Here is a 21,265-nt window from a genome sequence, read left to right on the forward strand (position 1 = left end):
TGTGCAGGGCGTTGCGAGCATTTCAACCGTCGCCGACTGCGTTTCGGCGTTCCGTTTCGCTCAGTCGTCTTCGCCGGTGAGTTCCTTCCAGCGACCGACGTCGATATCTACAAAGCCGGCGGGATAGCTCCGCCCCATTGCGCTGAACGCAGCTTCGCCCTCCGTATGGACAGCGGACACCGCCGTCGCCGGAAGCGACGCTTTCAAATAGAGATCGAAGACCGATTTCTCTGGGATCGCGCCGCGTGCGCGTCCGAAGGTCGCGACCACTGCTTTGCTGGCGGCATGGCTGTGACGGGTCGCCTCAAGCGGCACCGCGATCTCAGCGATCCGTGCCCTGCCGAGCCGTGTCAACGGCGCGGAAAGCGCCGTGTCGTTGACCCAAAAGGAAGCCACCTCGCCGCCCCAGCGTGCCATTAGCGGCGCGACGCCGTTGTTGTCGACCGCAATTGGATGGGAGACCATCCAAAACTTCTCGGAGCGGGCGTCGCGCTGCTCGCTGTGGAACGGGCTCGCGTCGTAGAGCTGATCGGCGATCTCGGCTGGCAGGGCGCCGGAGACAACCAGCGCATCGAGGCGGCGGCGCAGGGTGGTCGGGGTGGATAGGTGGATGCCCGAACGGCGAAGCTCCGCGACTTCGTCGTCGGTCAAGCGAGTGTAGTGGAAGGCGCGGATGATGCGTGACACCATAAGATCCCCCACTCTGTCGAGCAGGGCATAGTACGCGGCCGCATGCGGATTGTCCGGGCGCTTGATGGGACGGTCGGGGCCATCGACGTTGTCGTAGGACAGGAAGATGGCGTGATCGGTATCGAAGTAGCCAACGATCTCTTCCGCACAGTCCTCGAGGACCTCTAGCAGGCCAAGATCGAAGGTGCGCGCGTCCCAGACGTCCATAACACCCGGCATGGCGCTACCCTTCAAGGAGCGCGCCGTGCCGATCCAGCACCTTCATCAGAACGGCGTTCGCGGCCGTGAAATTGCCAAGCTGGCCGGCGAGCTTGTACTGCCATTTCAAGCCATGGAAGAGGTTGTTGCGATAGCGGAAAATGATGATCAGGACGGCAGCGACGCGATCGCGCGGATCATTGCCGCTGCCATCGATGACGGCGCGGATCAGGGGCTCTTGATCGTTCTTGCGCAGATGCAGATGTTGGAAGTGATCCGTAAAGGCGCCATTGGCGAAATAGCGTTGCCTAAAGTAGCCGAGTTCCGGGTCGAAGGATGGCGCGTCGAGTATCCCGTCCTTTTGCCAACCATCTACCATGTCGGAGATGGATCGGGCACCTCCTTCAGTGTTGAGCAGGCGGGACTCGAAAAGGGCCCAGAGCAGCGAGAAGTCCGAGATGGCGCTCACCTCCTCGTTTGAGAGGTGATTGAAGCCATGCGCCTTTGCCCTAAGCCAGTCGGTGATTTGGGTCATGGCAGATCTGTAAATCAGTTTCGACGCGCGGTGTAGATCGAGCTTGGAAAAAATGTGTATCGACGACAACCTGCCGCAGCAAGTAGCGAACGACTGTATGTCTTCGTCGTCGGACCAATTCTGGGATGGCGGCCCACGACGGTTGCGTGGAACTGGGGATGAGCGTGCTGACACCAGGATATTGCATCGGGAGATCGTGGATGCGCCCGGCGACGTCGCGGATTAGGTGGAAGCGGACACTTTTATGTCGCCAGAATGGGTGGTAAACGGCTCTGCTGCCTTCGGTGACCGCCGCACTCGGGTCCACCTTCACCCACCGAAGCACCTGAGGAAGGAGATCCGCACGTGAGCGCCGACATCATCATGGACCTTCACGCCGATTTCGCGTCCGCTTGCGCGAAGGAGTTGCAGGCCGCCGGCTACTCACCCCCCACCGGGCCTGCGGCCGAGATCATCCGTTCCTACGCCAATGTCCGAAATCGGCGTGTGCCGCAACGGCCGCGCAGAGTGCATAAAGCCGCGTACTCAGTCCCGGCGCATCTCGTAGCGGGCGAGCAGGCGTTCCTCTCCGCAGTCGCCGTCGGCGCCGACCTTCGCCCCTACCAAAGCACGAGGCTAGAGAAGGCCGACTTCAACGACGGCATGCTCAACGACTTCGGTATCCAGCACTTCCACCTTGGGATCGGGCAGCATCCGACCAAGCCCGGTTTCATGGCGCGCACCGAGCCGGTCCTATTCGCGTTAGTCAGAGATGATGATTTCTACAGCCTGGGATGCTATGTTCACGGGGCCTGGTCCCAGATTGGCTTACTGGACCTCATCCACGCGATCTGGCCGGACGTAATTGCGTCCAACTCTCCAAACAGAGCGCCGGACAGTTCAACCAGCACGCCCGGCTTGAGAATTTTGGGACTACGCCACAACTACACTGACGACGAGGTTGAGATGCTCCGCAAGGCCGGCATCAACGCACTCACTCAGCGGCCAGATGGGACGATTCACGTCGGACCCGGCGGCGGCGTAACAACCGACGGAAAAAGTGGAAAAGTCTCCCGCGAGGTTACCACCATCAAGGGACTGTGCGAGCGGGTCGAGCGGGACCTGAAAGACCTACTGGCTCCCATGCTTGCTTCCGGTGAACTCTCGTCGCCGGTCACATTGCAATTACAGCAGCGTGGGGCCGACACGTTTGCAGTCGTTGATGGGAACAGGGGAGAGTTCGACCTTGGCCGGCGGCTCTTTGTGCCCCCGCTCTGATCAGTCGGCGCGGATCGCGACGGCGAATGGTTTGCGGTCGTGCGTTAAGGGAAGGCCGCGTTCGGAACTGAACAACTGCGGACGAGCGCCTCTCTTTAGGTCGACAGCAGGACGGCAGCCTGGTCGGTGACTTCTAATCCATAGCGATCAGTCCGGAAACGGCCCCCGATCTGGCCGCATGCGCCGCTCCTGCGAACGGTAGGTTCCGGAAAATCACACAACAGGCCATCTGTTGTGCCAGGCGATGAGGTCCTAGCGCGCATGCATTCGCCTTGGCCGCGAGTTCGTGCGCATCCTCTTTACCAATGGTGAGATATTGGTCGGGTGATCTGCAACGGCATGGCCAGGTGGCGCCGACGCTCGCAATACAAGGCTGCTACATTGAATCGACTGCAACAACGGCCATTGCTGGGACTGCTTGTGAACCCATTCGGGACGACGTTTCAGGCCATGGAGCTCGACAGCGATTACCTGTGGGTTACTCGCCGCGGATTGACCTCGTCCGTATCCCTGGAAGCAATATCTGCTGCTCCATTGGTGCGGAAGGGGGCAGTTGCTGCGACGATGACAGTTACCACTGCAGAGCGCCACTTCGTTATTCGTGGCCTACGATATCCTGATGCGTACACGTTCGCCGAGGAAGTCAAAAGTGCCTGGATCGGGTTCAATCTTTCGGCGCTGAAACGCGAAGCAGATCACTTGCTGCGCATTCACCGAGCGATTGCCGAACTTGCCAAGCCCACTGGTTATCCTGCTGCCTGCCAACTCGCGCCGCTTCTGAGCGACGCCAGGGCACTTGAGACCTCGCTGTTATCGAAACTTCAAGTAGACGCCATCGGGGCCGACAAAGCAGAGCGTGTTGCGCTTATCAGGAAGTTCGCCGTCGAGCCTGACACGATGAGAACGAGCGCCATCGCGACCTTTGTCCCTGCCGAGCTCGAACGCTGGAAGGATTTCTTCGATACGATCGAGAGTAAGCCTCTGACGCCGGAACAAAGACTTTCCGTCGTCGTCGACGAGGACGCAACGCTGGTCCTCGCTGGCGCCGGCTCTGGAAAGACAAGTGTCATCACGGCCAAAGCGGCATATCTCGTAAAGGCCGGGATCCGTCAGCCAGACGAAATCCTACTATTGGCATTTGCGAAGAACGCTGCCGAGGAAATGTCGGAACGGGTCGAAGTACGCTCCGGAGTGCCGATTGTTGCGCGAACTTTCCACGCCATTGCCTATGACATCATAGGGAGCGTTGAGGGTTCGAAGCCCGCATTGGCCGATCACGCTACCGATGATGTGAAGTTTACGCACTTGATCAAACAGATCCTGAAGGATCTGGTTCGGGCGCTGTCTGAAGTGTCTAGGGCGATTATCCAGTGGTTCGCGCACTTTCTGGTCGAGCCGAAGACCGAATGGGATTTCAGAACCAAGCACGATTTCTACACCCACATGGAAAAGCAGGATCTTCGCACCTTGCAGGGTGAAAAGGTCAAGAGCTACGAAGAGCTCCAGATCGCCAACTGGCTTTATGAGAATGGTGTCGAATACGAGTACGAGCCGGATTACAAGCATAAGATCCGTGGGACGGGACGCCGGGACTATTGTCCGGATTTTCGTCTTACCGAAAGTGGTGTCTACATCGAGCATTTCGGCGTGCGGCGGCAGAAAGTAGCCGATGGCAGCGAGCGGCTACTCACCGCGCCCTTCATCAATCGTGACGAGTATCTGCGCAGCATGGAATGGAAGCGCGAGGTTCATGCGGCTCATGAAACGGTGCTCATCGAGACATATAGCTACGAGCGGCAGGAGGGGCGTCTGCTCACCGCTCTGGCAGAAAAGCTCGCACCGCATGTGACACTTAATCCTCGCTCTGCCGACACCATCTTTGACCGCGTGGTTGAGCTAAATCAGGTCGACGCGTTTTCACAACTACTCGGCACCTTCCTGCGCAAGTTCAAGAGCGGGGGCTATAGCGTCGCTGACTGCGAGGCCAAGTCCGAGCGAATGAAGTTGGGCAATCGCGCCAAGGCTTTCCTCGCCGTCTTCACGCCAGTTTTTGAGGAGTATCAGAAAAGTCTGGGCGGACGGATAGACTTCGAAGACATGATCCTGCGAGCCGCCCAGTATGCCGAATCCGGCCGATATGTAAGCCCGTTCCGCCACATCCTAGTGGACGAGTTTCAGGACATTTCACAGAGCCGTGCCCGGCTGGTGAAGGCATTGAAAGCTCAGCATCCGGACGTCCGTGTCTTTGCGGTTGGCGACGACTGGCAATCGATCTTCCGATTTGCAGGGTCGGACATCCATCTGATGCGCCACTTCGGCGAAGAATTTGGTGGGAGCTTCAACGGAAAGACCGGAGTTCACAGGACGGTTGATCTTGGTCGCACCTTCCGATCGATCGACCAGATCGCATTGGCGGCGAGGGCCTTCGTGCTGAAAAATCCGGCCCAAATCTCCAAACAGATCGTTCCCGCTGGCAATGCAACAGAGCCGGCCATCAGGATCGTCATGACGTCGAAGAACGAGGAGGCGAAAAAACTTGGCGAAGTTCTTGCCGAGATATCCGCCAAGATTGAATCCGCGAACACCGCAAGCGTCCTACTGCTTGGACGGTATCGCTTTATTGAGCCGGACATCAGAGACCTGCAGCGTCGATTCTCGCGTCTGCGCATTAGCTTCAAGACGATCCATGCGTCCAAGGGCCTCGAGGCCGATCATGTGATCGTCCTTAACGCGGACAGCGGTCGAATGGGCTTCCCGTCTGAGATTGTCGACGACCCTTTGCTAACCTTGGTCTCGCCAGACGAAGAATTGTTCGAAAACGCCGAGGAGCGGCGGGTCATGTACGTCGCGATGACCAGAGCCCGTCGCACTCTAACGATCATGGCCTCGAACTCAAGACCATCGTCCTTCGTGACGGAACTCGCGAAGGACCCTGAATATGGCGTTGCTGCGGAGGCTGGCAGCGAACAGATGGCGCATGAGTGTGGAGAGTGTGGCGGAAGGCTACTGGACGTACGGGGCCAGGATGGTCGAACTTGGTATCGCTGTGAACATGTGCAGCACTGCGAAAATTTACTGCCCGCCTGCCGCTCCTGTGGTGCTGGCCTTCCGCGTCGCCTGGACGGATCGGGCGAGGCTCGGTGTACCTGCGCAACCAGCTATCCGGTATGTCCGGAATGCAAGGATGGATGGCTGATTGAACGATCTGGACGCTATGGTGCTTTCCTGAGCTGTGTCCGTTTTCCCACCTGCATAGGAAAGGCTAAGATTTCGACCAGCATGGCAGGCGCCGGGGCCAGAATGTCGAAGCGTTAGGACACGCTACCGAGCGGCCCGCACAATGTGTCAGTTTCCAAGTGCGACAATCGGTGCCGCCTTGCGATAAATTGGGGCGAGTTGTTTGGGAAACTCGGAGGAAAGCCAAAGCTTCATCCATACGCTGCCATGAGCCGCTCCGGACAAGAAGATCGCGTGGTCAGGGAGTGGCGTCCGACCAAAGCGGGGTCCCCAGCCAACATTCCCAACGGTCCTCGAGCACGATGGATAGCCTAAAGAACTGCGGCCGCGGTCGCCCAACTTATTGAGAAGACGCCACTTTTCCGTGCGGGAGATGGTTGCCAATTTGGATCAAAAAAGCGGTCAAATAAGACCTGCCTGGGTGACCTGGATTCTCACATGATTTCAATGGCTTAGCGGAATGGCCTTTGAATTCCCTATGTTTTCCCATCGCGAGCGACCGTGGATGCCACCTTTGTGCCCTGGCTTTGGGCATCAGTCAACAGGACGGGCGAGCGGCAATAATTTCCGCTTTCGGAGGTCAAGCATGCTTGGGCACAGTCATAAAGCGCTAGGCAGCTTTGCGCCTTCATGTCGGCCGTTCACGACACCCACATCAGATCCCGGAAGCACTCAGACCTCTCTTCGAATGGTCACGGTTGCGACAAGCAGGTTGCAGACCGCACACGAACGGAATCTCAACCTAGAGAATTCCATGGTTGATCGCACCTTTGCCACGTGCAAGCTTGACTCGCTAATAGGCGGCGCCTTGCCCTGTCAGGAGACAAATGGATGACAGCATTCAATCGATCATGGACTGTTCTCACGGTTCTCTTGTCGCTGGCAGCCTTTGGGAACGGCCCCGCATTTTCCAAAGATGCCGACCAGGGGCAAAAGGACTGGCAAGCATGTATGGACAAGTCTGACGGCAGCAACGCGGCGTGGGGCGGCTGCGGGCAGGTCTGGTTGAAGCAGGAAGACGAGAAATTGAATTCGGTTTGGAAAAAAATTTACGGACAGAGCACGGGGCAGACGAAGACCGATCTGCTGGCGGAGCAGCGCCTCTGGAACACATACAAGGAAGGTTCGTGCCAAGTTTACGCGAACGGTGATTGGGGCGCAGAACGGATGGTGCTGGATTACGTCACCTGCCGGGCAGGCGTAATCGATCAACGGATCACCGACCTCGAAAGTTACGGCGAACTATTCAAGGGCAATTGAGCGGCCCTTAGGTCTCCTACTTTTCTTCTGGAGGCCCGCCAGAGCGTAAGGCAGGATCGCGCCCCCATCTCTGTCATAGAATTAGCTTTACCTCGTCGGAAAGCATACACCACCTCGCTTTCAACGAGACGGTATCCGTACGCTGAAACCGGTACGGCATGATCCTTACCGGTTCTCCGCTTCGTATGGAGATTAGCCGGCGGGTTAAGGTTCTGGAAATTTCCAGGTCCCGTCAAGAATTTCTGCTTTGGGTCGATAGAGGCGGACGGTGTAATTCCAACCATTCATGATGAGCAGGCAATTGGGAATTTTCCCATCGCAGCCACCGAACCGAATTGCGATGGACCCGTCCTCGCTTTTTTCGCTGTCACGTTGTTGAGCGAATAGGCGTCCTACTGATTTTTCTCAAAATAACCCTTCGCGTTGTAAAGACTGATGGACGAGAAGCCATCGACCAGTACATCCTTGACGGCGAGCTTGTAGATCGCGTTGCCACCATTGTTCGCAGGCGTCACATTGATATATGATGCGCAGCGTACCAGTCGGCACGGTGCGATTGCCCCAGTCCTCGCTGGACTGCGGCAAAAATGTCGCGCTAGCGCCTACGCACTCGATCGTCTTTCATCCACTTCTTCGAGAGTTTGGCGTATGAGATAAACGGACCCGACTACTTCACAGGTTGTTGTTTCGGCAGCTCCCATGTCCCGTCCAGAGCTCCCTTTTCGGGTCCATAGACCCGCGCGACAAGGCTGTACTTCCCCTCCGGGGTCGGCAGCCAGTTGGCTTCCTTATCTTTGCCTGGTGACGCATGGCCAAGGTAGATCGTCAACGACTTGTCTGGTCCGTATTCAAGCCCCTTCGTACGATCACCGATCGAATAGCGATCGAGTGGGTTTGCATAGAGGAACCGATCGGGAAGCGTGTAGAGCGTCAATGACCAGAAGAACTTGGCCGGCGGCAGCTTATCGGCCTCGAAGTGCAACATCGTCGGCCTCGATCCGTCACCAACAAACCCGCCGTACCACGCTTCCTCAAGCGAGTTGCCGTACAGCCCTTTCTCCGCACCCATGGCGCGCTTCATGTAGTCGCCTTTGAGAGCCTCGCGCGTGCCAAAGAGTCCATTCGAACTCAAGGTCGTTTTCGCTGTCTCCGCCATTTCCGCCTTGGCGTCGCCGACGCCCTGATCGATCGCAGCGAGCGTGGCCGGATCGACTTTTGAAGGATCCCATGGCGCGCCCGGCGCGATGCCGATCTTCGCAAATTTTGCCATCAGCTCCTTCTCTGCAGGGACAGGCGGCTGGGTAAACTGCAGGAGGAAGTTGGTGTAGCCTATAAAGTCGTGGCTGGTCGCCTTGGCGACGTCGTATGGCGGGAACGTAATGGCCGGCGTGGGCTGCGGCGCCGGCTCGTTCAGGAATTTGCTGAGTGGCTCGAGCTTGTACTGAGCCTGGATCGCCTTCACGTTCGGGACGTCTTCCTTGCCATCAAGGGAGGTGCGTCCAAGGATCCCGATGATGTCCGTCTCCGACTGGAAGACCTTGTCGATGCCCTCGGGCTTCTCGCCTTTCCAGTTCGGTCCGGCAATGACGTAGTTTCCGGCGTCGAAGCCCGTCGAACGCACGCCGACATAAGCAAAGTTGTAGGTAAACAGGTCGATGAGCTGCATGACGTAGTACCGATCCTTGGGAACGGCAGGAACGCTCAAGACCATCGGCTCGGCGCGCAGGTCGAGCCACGCCCAGGAGTAGGGCGTGTCATTGTTCGGCGTCACGATATCCTTGTTTTCCGGTGTGAAGGCTTCCGAATAATGCCTGAACACGTTGAAGCCTCCAACGTATTCGGGCGCGTCCGGGAGCGTGGCCTGCTTCGACCATGTCCCGTAGCTTGCGATCGGAGCGTACGCGTAAATATATGCCTCCTTCGCGATCGCTCTCACCTCATCCGGCGGTAAGGTCTGGGCGGTAGCCGCTGCTGTCAGACCCAGAAAGGCTAGTGTGATCGCGAAAATCCGAAACATGCTCTATCTCCAGCGTGGGCAAGCAAAGGTTGGCCGCATAGGGCTCTCGACAAGCAAGCGCTTGTCACTCCACCGGCTGCGGCTAGGGGAATTTCCAGGAACCGTCGAGGATTGCCTCGCGAGGGCGATAAAGTCGAACGGTATAGTTCCACCCCTCGACCGTGGGTAGGCAGTTGGGAATTTTTCCATCACATCCACCGAACTGCACGGCGACAGCGCCGTCCGCGTCCTTCGCGGCGGTCACATTGTTGAGCGAATAGGCGTCGAATGAGTTCTGTTCGAAGTATCCCTTCGAATTGTAGAGACTGATCGACCAAAAGCCGTCGACAGGGACATCTTTGACATTGAGCCTGTAGACCGTTTTTCCGTCGTTCTTGGTCGGCGTGACGTTCAGATACATTGCATCCCTGTCGGGATTGCCACCCCACGCGGCGGCGGTCGCCACAATATGCCTTACTGGATCGACCTCCTCCTTCTTGCCGAAGGACTTGTTGAAGTCCGGCATGGTGGTGGCAAGAACCAGGAGCGCGTCGCGAACCTTCTTCTGACTGGCCGCGTCCCAGTCCGGCGCCGCAAATGATCCGGGCCCGTCCGGCTGGTCAATCTTGATGGCATCCTGCAGAGCATGGACTTCAGACACGTCCGTGGGATCAGTAGGATCGATGAATGTGCGAACGCCTACCAGAACGTATCGCGTGCCGATCTCTTCCTTGGTCAAAGTGTTTATGCCGCCATAAGACATTTTCGGAATGTAGTGGTCCTGATTGATCGTCATCAACGACATGAAGCGCTTCTTGGCGTCCGGAAGCGTAATGGTCACCGGGCCTGCGTCCAGATCGAACACCGCCGCCGAATACAAAGTGTCCCGGTTCAGCCTGATGATGGTCTGGTTCTCTATGGTCGCCGGTTCGCGACGATGCACAAATTTGCCAAGGCCACCATCCTTTACGATGTTTTCAAAGTAGAGGTCGCTCTCGGCACGACCGAAGTTATCGATGGTGACAGGTTCGGAGGCGGCGGACGGACCGGCGTAAGCAAGCAGGGCTGTCAAACCGACCGCGGCGGCGAATGAAGAATGACGAAGGGGCATACAGGTCTCCCGACTGTTTGGCTGCCATCCCATCGCTGAGAAGCAGTCGCTTCCCGCTTCAAGAGCGCGCTCCGTAAACTAAGCTGGTTTCACAGGTTTAGAAGTGGCTTGCCATGAAGTTTCGTAAATCAAGGAATCAAGGGGATTTAGAGAGAATTGGATGGGGAGCCTTGATTCTCCCATTATTTCAATGGTTTAGCGGATAAAACTTGAAATTCCCTCTGTTTTCCAATCGCGAGCGACCGTGGACGCCACCTTTGTGCCCCGGCTTTGGGCCTCAGTCAAAAGGAGGACCCAGCGGCAATAATTTCCGCTTCTGACCTCGTTGCAGTAACTCAGGAAAAGTTCTCCAGTACTGCGAGGAACTTGTGCCGATCGCCTTGTCCCTCGGTCAGCCTCACCCGCCCCTCGATGTCCGCCAGATGGTGATCCATTAGATCCTGTGCCTTGGTGAGATCCTTCGCCTTCAGCGCTGTAACGATCATACGGTGATGGTCGGCACCACAGTCGTCCTTGCGGTCTTCTTCGTAGAGCGACATGACGAGGGAGAGGCGGGCGACGATCTTGGAGAGCATTTCCGTCAGCACGGGATTGCCTGCGAGATCGGCGAGGACGATGTGGAACTTTCCTGATAGTACCGTTTTCGACTTTTCGTCGCCGTGATGGTGGATGTGTTCCTCCTCGTCCGTCAGCCTGTCCAGCGCATCAAGCTGCTCCGAGGTTGCGCGCATGATGACGAGTTCGAGAAGCAGTCGCTCCAGCTTCCGCCGCGCCTCGAACAAGCTCTTGGCTTGCTCGATGCTCGGCTCGGCGACGAAGGTGCCGCGGTTTTTCTTGCGTTCGAGAAGGTGGTCGCTCTCCAGCACGCCAAGCGCGCCGCGAACGACGGTTCGGCTGACCCCGAAATGCTCGGCGATCGCTTCTTCGAGAATCTTGGTCCCCGGCTTGAGGGCGCCTTCGCCGATCGCCGCCGCCAGCGTGTTGCGGATGCGTTCGGAAACGTCGTCGTTGTCAACGGTGTCCGTCGCCCCGTTGGAGGTTGTGGACGGTTTCAGGCTTTGACGACGCGTCTTCTTCATCATTCCTCTCCGGGTTTTGCAGCCGCCGCCGGTTCACACCGGAAGTCGTGACATATCCGATATCGGTGCGCCGTAATTTTTTCCATAAGAATGTTTGTGCGCAATTTGATGTTTCCACCATAAGCTGATGATATCGGGCGGCCGAAGCCGCCGTCATTTCAGCCGATCATGCTGCCTTCTTGTCCGCTGTTGCCGAATTCAGCGCGATGCCTTTGTCTTTGCAGATCGTCTCGATGTGACGCGCCGACTGCTTGATGAACGCGATTGCTTCATTGAAGCCGTAGGACTGGTGTTCGTAGCTTGGATAGCCGTACTGGCTGGATTCATAGGCCTCCCAGTTAGGGACCTCGCCGGATGCCACACGCTGTTCGTAGGCATTCACCAGCGCCATGTAAGCGTCGAGCTCTTCGGCTGTGAGGTCGGGATGGCCCGCGCGCCAGATGGGATCGTCGATCAGGATGCACTGGCGCGGGTTTGCCTTGCGCGGTTTGTCGGCGACGGAAGCCGCCACCTCCAGCGAGAGGTTGAGCGTGGGGTTCGTTTCGGCAAGGATTGGCAGGATCGTCTCGAAATCGACGATACCGCCGCCGACGGGGCGGGTCTGGAAGTCGAGGCCGCCGGGCGCGCGGCCGACATAGGCGTCCTTGATATGCGTCTGGCGGACGAAGGGGGCTAGGCGCTTGGCCGCAAAGACCGGATGCTCGGCGCGCTGCAGTCCATTTGCGGTGTCGAAGACGGCACCAACGCAATCCGCGCCGACCTTCTCGATCAGCCGCAGGATCTCGAAGGACGTGATCTCGTCATGCGTCTCGATGTTCAAGTGCGCGCCATGCGCGCGGGCTACCGGCGCAAGCTTCTGCAGAACCTTCTCGATGCCGGTGAGTTGGTCTTCCCAGGTGATGTCTGTTCGGAAGCGGTCGTTGGCGAGCCGGCCGCGATACTCCGATTTGAAGTTTCCGGGGGCAACCCAGAGTTCGAAGCAGCCAATGGCGGCGCTCGCCTCGATCATCCGCGTGAAGCCGGCGATGATGTCGCCATCACCGGCAGCTCTCAGCGCCGGTTCCTCGGCGCTGCAATAAGGATTGATCTTGCCGACGCCGCTTTCGAGGTAGAGACCGAGTTCGTCAGCCTTTGCCCTGATGTCGCGCATCTCGCCCATGTCGAGCGTCGGGCTCATGTCCAGCGCCGTCGAGAAGAAGATGCCCGAAAGCCCGAGTTCCTTGACGTGGTCGAGGCTGCCGAGCGGGCCGCGCTTCTTCGATTCCGGCAGTTTGATGTTGTCGATGCCAAGCTTCATGATGTGCTCCTTGTCGTTTCCTGACAGGCGTCGCTGCTCTGGCGACGCCCTTTTTTGTTGACCGGTCCTCAGCCGCGTTTCGCTATGCGGTATTTGGGCTGAAGGCTCTTTTCGAGATAGTGCTGGCCGATCGACGCCACCGTGGTGATCGCGAGGTACCAGATGGAGGCGACGAACAGCAGTTCGATCACCAGGAAGTTGCGGGCGTAGATGACCTGAGCCTGCGTCAGCAGGTCCTGCATGCCGATGACGGAGACGATGGCGCTCGCCTTCAGCATGCCGATCGCCTGGTTGCCGGTTGGGGGTACGATGAGGCGCGCCGCCTGCGGCAGAATGACGGTGCGGAATGTCTGCCGGGGCTTCAATCCGAGTGCCGTCGCCGCCTCCCGCTGCCCGCGGTCGATGGCAAGAAGGCCGCTGCGGATGATCTCCGACATGTTGGCGGCTTCGTGCAGCCCGAGCGCCAGGAAGCCCGCGAGCGCCGGTGTGACGAGGTCGTTGATCGAGATACTGTAGTGTCCTACCCCGACCTGCGGAATGAAGAGCGCGATATTGAACCAGAGGAAGATCTGAACGATCAGCGGCACGCCGCGAAACCAACAGACGAAGCCTGCGGCAATCGCTTTCAGAACGATGTTCGTCGATGTTGCCATCACGGCGAGAAGGCAGCCAAGGCCGATGCCGAAGACCATGGCGCCGGCCGTCAGTTCCAGCGTCAGCAGGACGCCGCGCAGGATAGAGGGATTCACGAGATAGCGCGGAATCTCCGTCCATTGCACACTCTGGCTCTGTGCCACGGTGGCTGCGAGAAGCACCAGCGCGAGGATCGCGCTGGCACCGGTTGCAAACTGTCCCCACTTGATCGACCGCACGGCCGGTGGCGGCAGGCTCATTGTCGTTGTCGGCGTGGTGAACAGCGTCATGGGATTCACTCCGCGGGCATGCTGGCGGCGTCGTTGACCTTGACGGTCTTGACGGCGAGTGGGCCGAGGCTCCACTTCTTCATGATTGTCTCGTAGGCGCCGCTGTCAACTATCTGCTGCAGGGCGGCGACGACGGTGCCGCGGAGCTCCGGATTGTCCTTCGATATCAGCATGCCGAGGTAGCCGACGGCGAGCCGGATCTCGGGAAGCGCCTGCAGGCCCTTGCCGTTGCCGGTCTGATGTTCGGTCGTGTAGACGCTGGTCGCATAGCCGTTTACAGTGGCGTCGGCGCGGCCGGTACGCACGGCCTGCAGCACGTCAGGCATCTTCGGGATCGCCATGATGTCGATCGGTGTCTTGCACTTTGCCGAGGCGGCCTCGACCATCTTGCCCTGGAAGGTGCCGACCGGAACCGCAACCTTCTTGCCGCAGAGGTCTTCCATGCTCTTGATGCCGAGCGGGTTGTCCTTGATCGTCATGATCGTGGTGGCGTCATACATGTAGTCGATGACATCGACCTGCTTCTCCAGCTCGACATCGTCGTTGATGCCGGAAATCGTCATATCGAAGCGCTTGGAGAGGATTGCGGGAACGATGGCGGCGCCGGCGCCGACATCCGTCATCTGGACATTGAGCCCGAGGATGACGCCGAGGGCCGCGGCGATATCGGCGTCGATGCCGACAAGCTTGCCGTCGTCACCGTGGAAGCTGATCGGCGGCGTCAGATCCGTCGCGACCTTCAGAACACCCGATGCCTTGATGGACGCGGGAAGACCATCCGCCAGCTTTTGGGTCAGCACCACGCCTGGGAGCTTGCTGACGTCAGCCGCTTCCATCTTCTCGGCCGCGCTCTCCGCTGCATGGGCGGAAAGTGACATGAGGTTAACGAGTACCGTGGCGATGCCGGTCTTCAGAACTGTCTGCACGTTTTTCATGGGATCCCCTTTTTTCGATTTTTGCTGTGCGTGAATTTTCAGGAATACCCAAGCAATCACCGTGCCAGTTTTGTTTTCGAGGCATCAAGCAATTGAATATGAACGGCTAAATTTCCTCCGTATTTGTCCGAATAAAGTTTCGAATATTATTTCGCATAATTATTCGCAATAAGAGTGATTAAAAAATCGCCCTTGCGTCGATTTTCTGAGCGAAACTGCCTTAAGTCTCGTCTTTTCCCTTATTCCTATTCTTTTCATGATGGCTCGTGGCCGGCGAAATTGCCTGTTTCTCGCCATACACTGCAGATATCCGGTCGATAAATGTGCAGAATTCTGCACGACATCGAACCTGCATGGTAAAATTTTAGACACATAAAATTCCGAAGAAAATGGTGGAACTTTATAATAAGAAAGTTTCGAAACTTTATAAATCATAAAAACCGACTTATAATCAGGTACTTGAATCTACGCCGCTTAATGGCCTCTGAATCTGGCACGGCCCTTGCAATTGCCTTTGCATGAACATGCTCCGGTGTTGGAGCGCTCGTTGCACCACGCAAGATCAGGGAAGCCACATGCTGGACATCGCAAAGACTGCCGATCGCAAGCAGCTCAGTGTTCGGGGCGTTACCCATAGCTATGGCGGGCAGAATGCCGTCAACGACATTTCCTTCGATGTCGAGGCCGGCGAGATCGTCGCACTTCTGGGACCGAGCGGCTGTGGCAAGTCGACGGTGCTGAGGGCGATCGCAGGCCTCATCCAGCCGAAAGCGGGCAGGATCGTGCTCGGCAACGACGACCTCGCCAATGTCTCCGCCCGTGCGCGCGGTATCGGCATGGTCTTCCAGAACTACGCGCTCTTCCCGCATCTGACCGTCGCAGAAAACATCGCCTATCCGCTCGCTTGCCAAAAAGTGCCGCGCGCAGAGCGAAACGCACGCGTAGCCGAAATGCTCGCGCTTGTCCGGCTCGACGGCTATGGCAACCGCCTGCCGCGCGAACTCTCCGGAGGCCAGCAGCAGCGTGTCGCCGTTGCTCGCGCCCTCGCGGGCCGCCCGTCGCTGCTGCTTCTCGACGAACCCTTCGGCGCGCTTGACCGGGCACTGCGCTTCGACCTGCAGGTCGAACTCCTCCATCTTCAGAAGACGCTCGGAATCACCACCCTAATCGTCACCCATGACCAGGAAGAGGCCCAGAGCCTCGCCAGCCGACTGGTGCTGATGAACAAGGGCAATGTCGAGCAGATCGACACACCGATGGCCGTCTACGACCGACCGAGGACCCTGTTCGTCAACACCTTCATCGGCCAGACCAACGTTCTCCAGGGGGCCGTTGCCGAACTGGGCGAAGGCAGCACGGTCATCGCCCTGAAGAGCGGCGAACGCCTCGTCCTGCCACGCCGCCTGAGCTTCACCACGGGCTCGGATGTCACCATCACCTTCCGGCCCGAAGAGGTCCGCCTGATGACGCAGCCGGGCGTGAATGCGCTCGCCGCGCGCGTCACTGTTTCCGTGCCGCTCGGCCCGACGCTGATCCACGACCTCGTTCTTGGTGACGGCACGGGCCTGCGCGCCTCCGAGGTTCGCGGTCCCGGCACCGCCATTCCCGAGATCGGTGCCCAGCTTTTCGCAGAGATCGACACCCGCAGGTGTCACGCATTTCCGGCCGAACCGGAAAGCATCCAGTGAATGCCAAAAACGGAATGACATCAACAACAACCAACAGAGGTGACAGCATGAACGACTTCAAAATGACCCGCCGCCATTTCGGCCTTCTCGCTGCCGGCGTCGCCACAGCCTCCGCAATGCCCTTCGCGGCTCGTGCTGCAGCGGGCGAAACCGCAATCGCTGCGACCTTTCCTGGCAACTGGGAAGACGGCTATCGCAGCGTTCTGGGCCCGCTTGTCAAGGAAGCCGGCTATGGCCTGACCATCGCTCCGTCGATGGCGCAGGATCAGCTCGCCAAGGTCATGGCGAGCCCCGGCAACCCGCCTTACGACACGCTGCTGATGTCGCCGGGCCAGATGGCAGTCGCCATCGAGAACGACATCATCCAGAAGATCGATCCAAGCCGTCTAAAGAACTGGAACATGCTGGATCCTGCCTTCCAGGGGGAATACGGCCCCACCGTGACCATCGAGGTCAACGGCATTGCCTACAATCCCGACCTCGTGCCGCGCCCGAAGGGCTATCGTGACCTGTTCGAAAACCCGGCCTATAGTGGCCTTGTCTCCTGGACCGGCTTCGGCTCGAACACAGCCGTTATGGCTTATACGGAGATGGCAAAGATCTTCGGCACCGGCCCTGATGACATGGATGCGGTCTTCAAGCTGTTCAAGGAGCATCCGGATCAACTGAAGGGCGTCGTCGACAGCACCAACCACCAGATGACCCTGTTCCAGCAGGGCGAGATCGCCGTGTTTATGTGCTCGACCGGCAACGTCGCCCGCCTGAAGTCAATGGGGCTCAAGGCTGAATATGTCGCCCCGGAAAGCGGCGCGCCGGCAGCCCCTGTCAACATCCACCTGACTAAGGGCGCGAAGAACCTCGACGCCGCTTACGCCTATATGGATGCCGCCATCTCGAAGGCTGCGCAGGACAAGCTGAAGCTGCCGCCGACCGAGATGTTCCCGACCAACAAGGACGTCGCGCTCACCCCTGAGATCGAGGCCTATGTGACGCGCGAGCAGCTTGGCAACATGGTCTATCCGGACTGGGTCGCCATCAACAAGAACCGCGCCGACTGGATCCGCCAGTTCGACGCTCTCGTCGCAGGCTGAGGAGAGCACGATGAAGGCGGGCGGTTTTCCATACGTTATCCCGATGCTGTTGCTGTCGGTGGCGTTCTTTGCTACGCCGCTCGCCGTTCTCGTCGGTTTCAGCTTCACTGGGCCGAACGGGGCCACGCTGGCTAATTATGGCCGATTCTTCGGGGACGCGTTCAATTTCCGCGTCCTCCTCAACACGGCACGGCTCGGTCTGCTAACCGTTGCGGCCACCACGCTGCTCGGCGTCCCGATAGCGCTTCTTTACTGGCACAGTGGCAGGACGGCGCGTCAGGTCATCATCTTCCTGACGCTCATTCCGATGCTGACCAGCAATGTAGTGCGCACCTTCGCCTGGATCGTCATCCTCGGACGGCAGGGGCCGATCAGTGAATCACTGCTCGGGCTCGGACTCATCGGCCGACCTATATCATTGATGTTCACCGAACTAGGTCTCGTCATGGCCATGTGCCAGATCGATCTACCGCTAATCATCCTGCCTCTCGTCGCCATCCTGTCCCGCACGCCGGTTCAATATACCGAGGCGGCGCAGGTGTCCGGTGCCGGTCCCTGGCGCATCTTCGTCACGGTGCTCATCCCGCTGATGCTGCCGGGTCTGCTGGCAGGCTGGATCCTGGTCTTTGCCAGCACCAGCAGTTCGTTCGTCACGCAGGCCGTCATCGGCGGTGCGCGCAATGTCTATGTTCCGCAACTGATCTATCGCGAGGTCGGCACGCTGTTCGACTGGCCGCTGGCATCGGCGATCGCCGTCGTGCTGTTGCTGTCCACCGGTTGCCTGCTCGTTGCAATGACCATGATTTCCCGTCACAGGAGACTTGTCGGCCATGGCTAACAGACGCGAAAACCCCATCCCAGGCCTGCTCTACAAGTTCTTCGTCTTCGGTTTCGGGACCTTCGCCGTGATCTATCTTGTGGCGCCGATCGTCATCGCCCTGATGATGTCCTTCACCTCGGGTCAGACTTTGAAATATCCCCCCGAGGGCTTCTCGCTTCGCTGGTACGAGGCGCTGCTCGATCCCGTTCGCTCGGCGACGGAACATGCGGCTGCCTTCAACTCGCTGAAGATCGCAGGCCTTGCGGTTCTGGGATCGCTGCTCTTCGCGGTGCCGGCCACCATCGGCATGAGCCGGATGCGCAAGGGCACCGTCGGCGCCATCGAGCCTCTGCTTCTGTCGCCACTCGTCCTGCCCAGCCTCGTCTACGGTCTGGCGGCGCTGATCGTCGCCAATTTCATCGGCTTCCAGCCGTCGCTCTGGCTGACCGTTGCCGGCCATGTCGTGGTCTTCGGCCCGCTGATGTACCGCGCGGCCTCCGTCGTCGCGCAAGGACTCAATCCTTCGCTCGCGGAAGCATCGACCGTCATGGGCGCATCCTGGTTCACCACGCTTCGCCGTGTGACGCTGCCGCTGCTGATGCCGGGCATTCTCGCCGGCGCGTTTCTCGTCTTCATCCAGTCGCTGGACAATGTCTCGATCTCGCTTTTCCTTGCGGATGCCGAGACCACGGTCCTGCCGCTCCGGATGTTCGCGCTGATCGAGGAGTCACTCGACGTTCGCGTCGCCGCGATCTCGGGCATCCTCATCGGCCTCACCCTGATCGTCATGCTCGTCGCAAGGCGCGTTCTCGCGCCGCGGCAGGCCTGATCAAACTCCAATAATAATCTGGAAGGAAACACCCATGACCCCTAGCGCAACCAAGTCAGGCTCCTATCGCGTCGGTTCACTGCTCGCCGATTTCCAGCCGGACTTCGATTTCGATGCACCTCTGCCGCTGCCGGTCGAGGAGTTCGAGGATCGCCTGCGCCGCATCCGCCGTCACGCTGTGGAAGCCGGGCACGATGCGCTGATCGTCCACACTGGGGGCGTCGGCTGGTTCCATACCTCAAATCACTATCTGCGCTATATCTGCGACTGGATGCGCGAGGGTGTGCTGATTATCCCGACCGACAGCGACAAGCCGTTGACGCTTCTGTCCTTCTTCACCCAGTCGGTGCTACTGCCACCCGGCGGCGAGCCGGTTCTGGTCGAGGACATCTGGCAGATCGGTCCGATCGGCCGCGAATATGCCGACCGTCCGGGCGACAGCGTCGTTAAGACGGCGGAGAAATGTGCCGAACTCCTGGCGGGCATGGGGCTCGCCAAGGCCCAGATCGGCCGCATCGGCGATCGGACGTCGCTGACCTTCTGGGCGGCGCTCGATGAATTGATGCCGAAGACCAAATTCGTCGCCGACAACGCCATTCTCGACCGGATGCAGAAGGTCCGCTCGCCGCGCGAGATCACCATGTTCCGCGCCGCAGCCCAGCTCATCAGCATCGCCACGCAGGCGGCCTGTCATGTCGCCAAGCCCGGTGTGACCGACCATGAGATTTACGCCGCCTTCACGCAGGCGCAGCTCACTTATGGCGGCGAGACCGGCGATGGTTACCAGATTGGCATCAACGAGTTCGGCACCCATTGCGGCAAACCCTACGGCCACGTCGTACGGCCGGGCGACCTGATCAATCTATATGTCTCCAACGTGACCTATCGCGGCTACACCGCCCAGACCGCGCGCATGATCGCGGTCGGCGAGATCACCAAACGGCAGGAAGAGGTGCTTGATGCCTGCACTGAGGGCGTCAAGCGGGCCGAAAAGCTGATCCGCCCCGGTGCCCTGATGCGTGACGTCAACAACGCAGCCTTTGAGCCGATGATCGAGCGCGGCATGCTGGCTTCGCTCGAGGCGAGGACTATGCCCTACAACTGGGCGCCGATGGACGACGGCAGCGCCCGCCTCATCCCGCGCCAATATGTGAAGAACATCGACTGGGAGGCGCAGGGCCGCAAACTCATGCACGTCTACCCGGCAACCCACGGGCCGCATAACCCCAATCTTGGCCATTCCGTCGGCATGGCGGGTGGTCAGAACAGCTTCAACATCTCCTCGCACAATTACGACCGGATGGAGGAGGGGATGGTCTTCGTGCTCCATACCCAATGGCTGGAACCGTTGTCGGCCGGGTGCAATGTCGGCGACATGTATGTCGTCACCAAGGATGGCTTCGAGAACCTTTCCCGCCATACCCCGCTTGAAACCCACCGCATCGCCGCCGAGGCCTGATATGTACGATCATACCCATTTCGACTTCTCCAACCTCAACGAGCGCGAGCGCTACAAGATCCTGATCGGCACCGTGATCCCGCGGCCGATCGCGCTGGTGACGACCGTCAACAAGGACGGCCAGCCGAACGCCGGCCCCTTCAGCTTTTTCAATGTGCTCACCCACGATCCGGCCATCGTCGCCATCGGTGTCGAGAACTACGCCGACATGCGCTTCAAGGATACCGCCCGCAACATCCGGGAGACTGGCGAGTTCACAGTCCACATCTGCGATAATGCCCTCGTCGACCAGATGGAGGTCTGCGCCATCAAATTCGGCCCCGAGGTCGACGAGATGGAGGAGGCGGGTCTCGCGACCGTGCCCGGACAGATGGTCCGCAGCCCGCGAATCCTTGCGGCCCCGGCAGCCTTGGAATGCCGCCGCCACACCACCCTGCAAGTCGGCCCCGCCCGTGAGATCATCCTTGGCGAGGTCGTCGGCGTCTTCGTCCGCAGCGATGCAATTAATGCGTCAAATCTCCACATCGACCAGCAAATGATGGATGCCGTCGGCCGCATGGGTGGCCACACCTACGCCCGTACGCGCGACCAGTTCGACATCAAGACGCTGACGCCTCAGGAGTGGGAAGGCCAGAAAGTGGCTGCAGAGTGAGCGACTGTAAAACAAGGGCGTCCCTAAATGCCAAACGGGTCCCCAGCCAGCTTTTGTGCGCCGATAAATGACGTTTTCGACGCTGAGGGATCCCAGAACAGCGGCTCTCTTTTTTGCCGCTAACTATCTGTAAAATTATGACATTTTCAGGTGTGTTCCGGGCCAAAAAAGTCGGGTTATGACGGCGGCAAAAACAGCGTGCCTGGGG

Annotated in this window: 17 protein-coding genes and 1 pseudogene; 9 read left to right on the forward strand and 9 right to left on the reverse strand. The window is 59.0% G+C overall.

All coding sequences use genetic code 11. The features are described 5' to 3' along the window. Positions 1 to 60: 60 nt before the first annotated feature. Both ASE04_RS24840 and ASE04_RS24845 read right to left on the reverse strand, forming a co-directional pair. The gene (locus ASE04_RS24840) at positions 61 to 909 is read right to left on the reverse strand and encodes a hypothetical protein (RefSeq protein ID WP_156408887.1); all 849 of its coding nucleotides are present in this window, start codon (positions 907 to 909) and stop codon (positions 61 to 63) included. Positions 910 to 913: 4 nt separating this feature from the next. Next, positions 914 to 1,423, reverse strand: coding sequence for a hypothetical protein (locus ASE04_RS24845; RefSeq protein ID WP_056824308.1), 510 nt, complete (start codon positions 1,421 to 1,423; stop codon positions 914 to 916). 345 nt (positions 1,424 to 1,768) lie between these two features. Between ASE04_RS24845 and ASE04_RS24850 the strand changes: the two genes are divergently transcribed. From ASE04_RS24850 to ASE04_RS24860, 3 genes are all read left to right on the forward strand, one after another. Further along, positions 1,769 to 2,680 (forward strand): hypothetical protein, encoded by a 912-nt coding sequence (locus tag ASE04_RS24850; RefSeq protein WP_056824311.1) that lies wholly within the window; start codon positions 1,769 to 1,771, stop codon positions 2,678 to 2,680. Between the two features lie 324 nt (positions 2,681 to 3,004). Then, entirely contained in the window at positions 3,005 to 5,995 is a 2,991-nt protein-coding gene (locus ASE04_RS24855) for a UvrD-helicase domain-containing protein (protein ID WP_244490487.1), read from the forward strand. 753 nt (positions 5,996 to 6,748) lie between these two features. Beyond that, positions 6,749 to 7,177, forward strand: a complete 429-nt coding sequence (locus ASE04_RS24860) for a lysozyme inhibitor LprI family protein (protein WP_082597476.1) — start codon at positions 6,749 to 6,751, stop codon at positions 7,175 to 7,177. 204 nt (positions 7,178 to 7,381) lie between these two features. On the opposite strand, the pseudogene ASE04_RS31780 reads toward ASE04_RS24860, so the two are convergent. The 7 genes and pseudogenes from ASE04_RS31780 to ASE04_RS24890 all read right to left on the reverse strand — a co-directional run. After that, a pseudogene (locus ASE04_RS31780) lies at positions 7,382 to 7,707 on the reverse strand (DUF1214 domain-containing protein); the annotation flags it as partial. Between the two features lie 137 nt (positions 7,708 to 7,844). After that, complete coding sequence (locus ASE04_RS24865) at positions 7,845 to 9,194, reverse strand: DUF1254 domain-containing protein (RefSeq protein ID WP_056824314.1); 1,350 nt, start codon at positions 9,192 to 9,194, stop codon at positions 7,845 to 7,847. Positions 9,195 to 9,276: 82 nt separating this feature from the next. Further along, positions 9,277 to 10,284, reverse strand: a complete 1,008-nt coding sequence (locus ASE04_RS24870) for a DUF1254 domain-containing protein (protein ID WP_056824318.1) — start codon at positions 10,282 to 10,284, stop codon at positions 9,277 to 9,279. A 335-nt stretch (positions 10,285 to 10,619) separates the two neighbouring features. Continuing rightward, entirely contained in the window at positions 10,620 to 11,363 is a 744-nt protein-coding gene (locus tag ASE04_RS24875) for a GntR family transcriptional regulator (RefSeq protein WP_056824321.1), read from the reverse strand. Between the two features lie 166 nt (positions 11,364 to 11,529). Then, positions 11,530 to 12,660, reverse strand: coding sequence for a sugar phosphate isomerase/epimerase family protein (locus ASE04_RS24880; RefSeq protein ID WP_056824325.1), 1,131 nt, complete (start codon positions 12,658 to 12,660; stop codon positions 11,530 to 11,532). Between the two features lie 68 nt (positions 12,661 to 12,728). After that, on the reverse strand, positions 12,729 to 13,583 hold the full coding sequence (locus ASE04_RS24885) for an amino acid ABC transporter permease (protein WP_056824328.1): 855 nt from the start codon (positions 13,581 to 13,583) through the stop codon (positions 12,729 to 12,731). Between the two features lie 5 nt (positions 13,584 to 13,588). Further along, entirely contained in the window at positions 13,589 to 14,518 is a 930-nt protein-coding gene (locus ASE04_RS24890) for an ABC transporter substrate-binding protein (protein ID WP_056824331.1), read from the reverse strand. A gap of 518 nt (positions 14,519 to 15,036) precedes the next feature. Between ASE04_RS24890 and ASE04_RS24895 the strand changes: the two genes are divergently transcribed. From ASE04_RS24895 to ASE04_RS24920, 6 genes are read left to right on the forward strand one after another with little or no spacing between them, the layout of a single operon-like run. Continuing rightward, on the forward strand, positions 15,037 to 16,206 hold the full coding sequence (locus tag ASE04_RS24895; RefSeq protein WP_443216912.1) for an ABC transporter ATP-binding protein: 1,170 nt from the start codon (positions 15,037 to 15,039) through the stop codon (positions 16,204 to 16,206). Between the two features lie 47 nt (positions 16,207 to 16,253). Beyond that, positions 16,254 to 17,297, forward strand: a complete 1,044-nt coding sequence (locus ASE04_RS24900; protein ID WP_056825721.1) for an ABC transporter substrate-binding protein — start codon at positions 16,254 to 16,256, stop codon at positions 17,295 to 17,297. Positions 17,298 to 17,307: 10 nt separating this feature from the next. Beyond that, positions 17,308 to 18,135 carry an ABC transporter permease gene (locus ASE04_RS24905; RefSeq protein ID WP_056824338.1) on the forward strand — a complete coding sequence of 276 codons (828 nt, stop codon included), beginning with the start codon at positions 17,308 to 17,310 and terminating at the stop codon, positions 18,133 to 18,135. Beyond that, positions 18,128 to 18,946 carry an ABC transporter permease gene (locus ASE04_RS24910; protein WP_056824341.1) on the forward strand — a complete coding sequence of 273 codons (819 nt, stop codon included), beginning with the start codon at positions 18,128 to 18,130 and terminating at the stop codon, positions 18,944 to 18,946. The genes ASE04_RS24905 and ASE04_RS24910 overlap by 8 nt, the downstream gene beginning before the upstream one ends. A gap of 34 nt (positions 18,947 to 18,980) precedes the next feature. Then, complete coding sequence (locus ASE04_RS24915; RefSeq protein ID WP_056824344.1) at positions 18,981 to 20,405, forward strand: M24 family metallopeptidase; 1,425 nt, start codon at positions 18,981 to 18,983, stop codon at positions 20,403 to 20,405. A 1-nt stretch (position 20,406) separates the two neighbouring features. Beyond that, on the forward strand, positions 20,407 to 21,057 hold the full coding sequence (locus ASE04_RS24920; protein ID WP_056824347.1) for a flavin reductase family protein: 651 nt from the start codon (positions 20,407 to 20,409) through the stop codon (positions 21,055 to 21,057). The last annotated feature ends 208 nt before the right edge of the window (positions 21,058 to 21,265 follow it).

This window comes from Rhizobium sp. Root708, assembly GCF_001429725.1.
GTDB lineage: Bacteria > Pseudomonadota > Alphaproteobacteria > Rhizobiales > Rhizobiaceae > Rhizobium.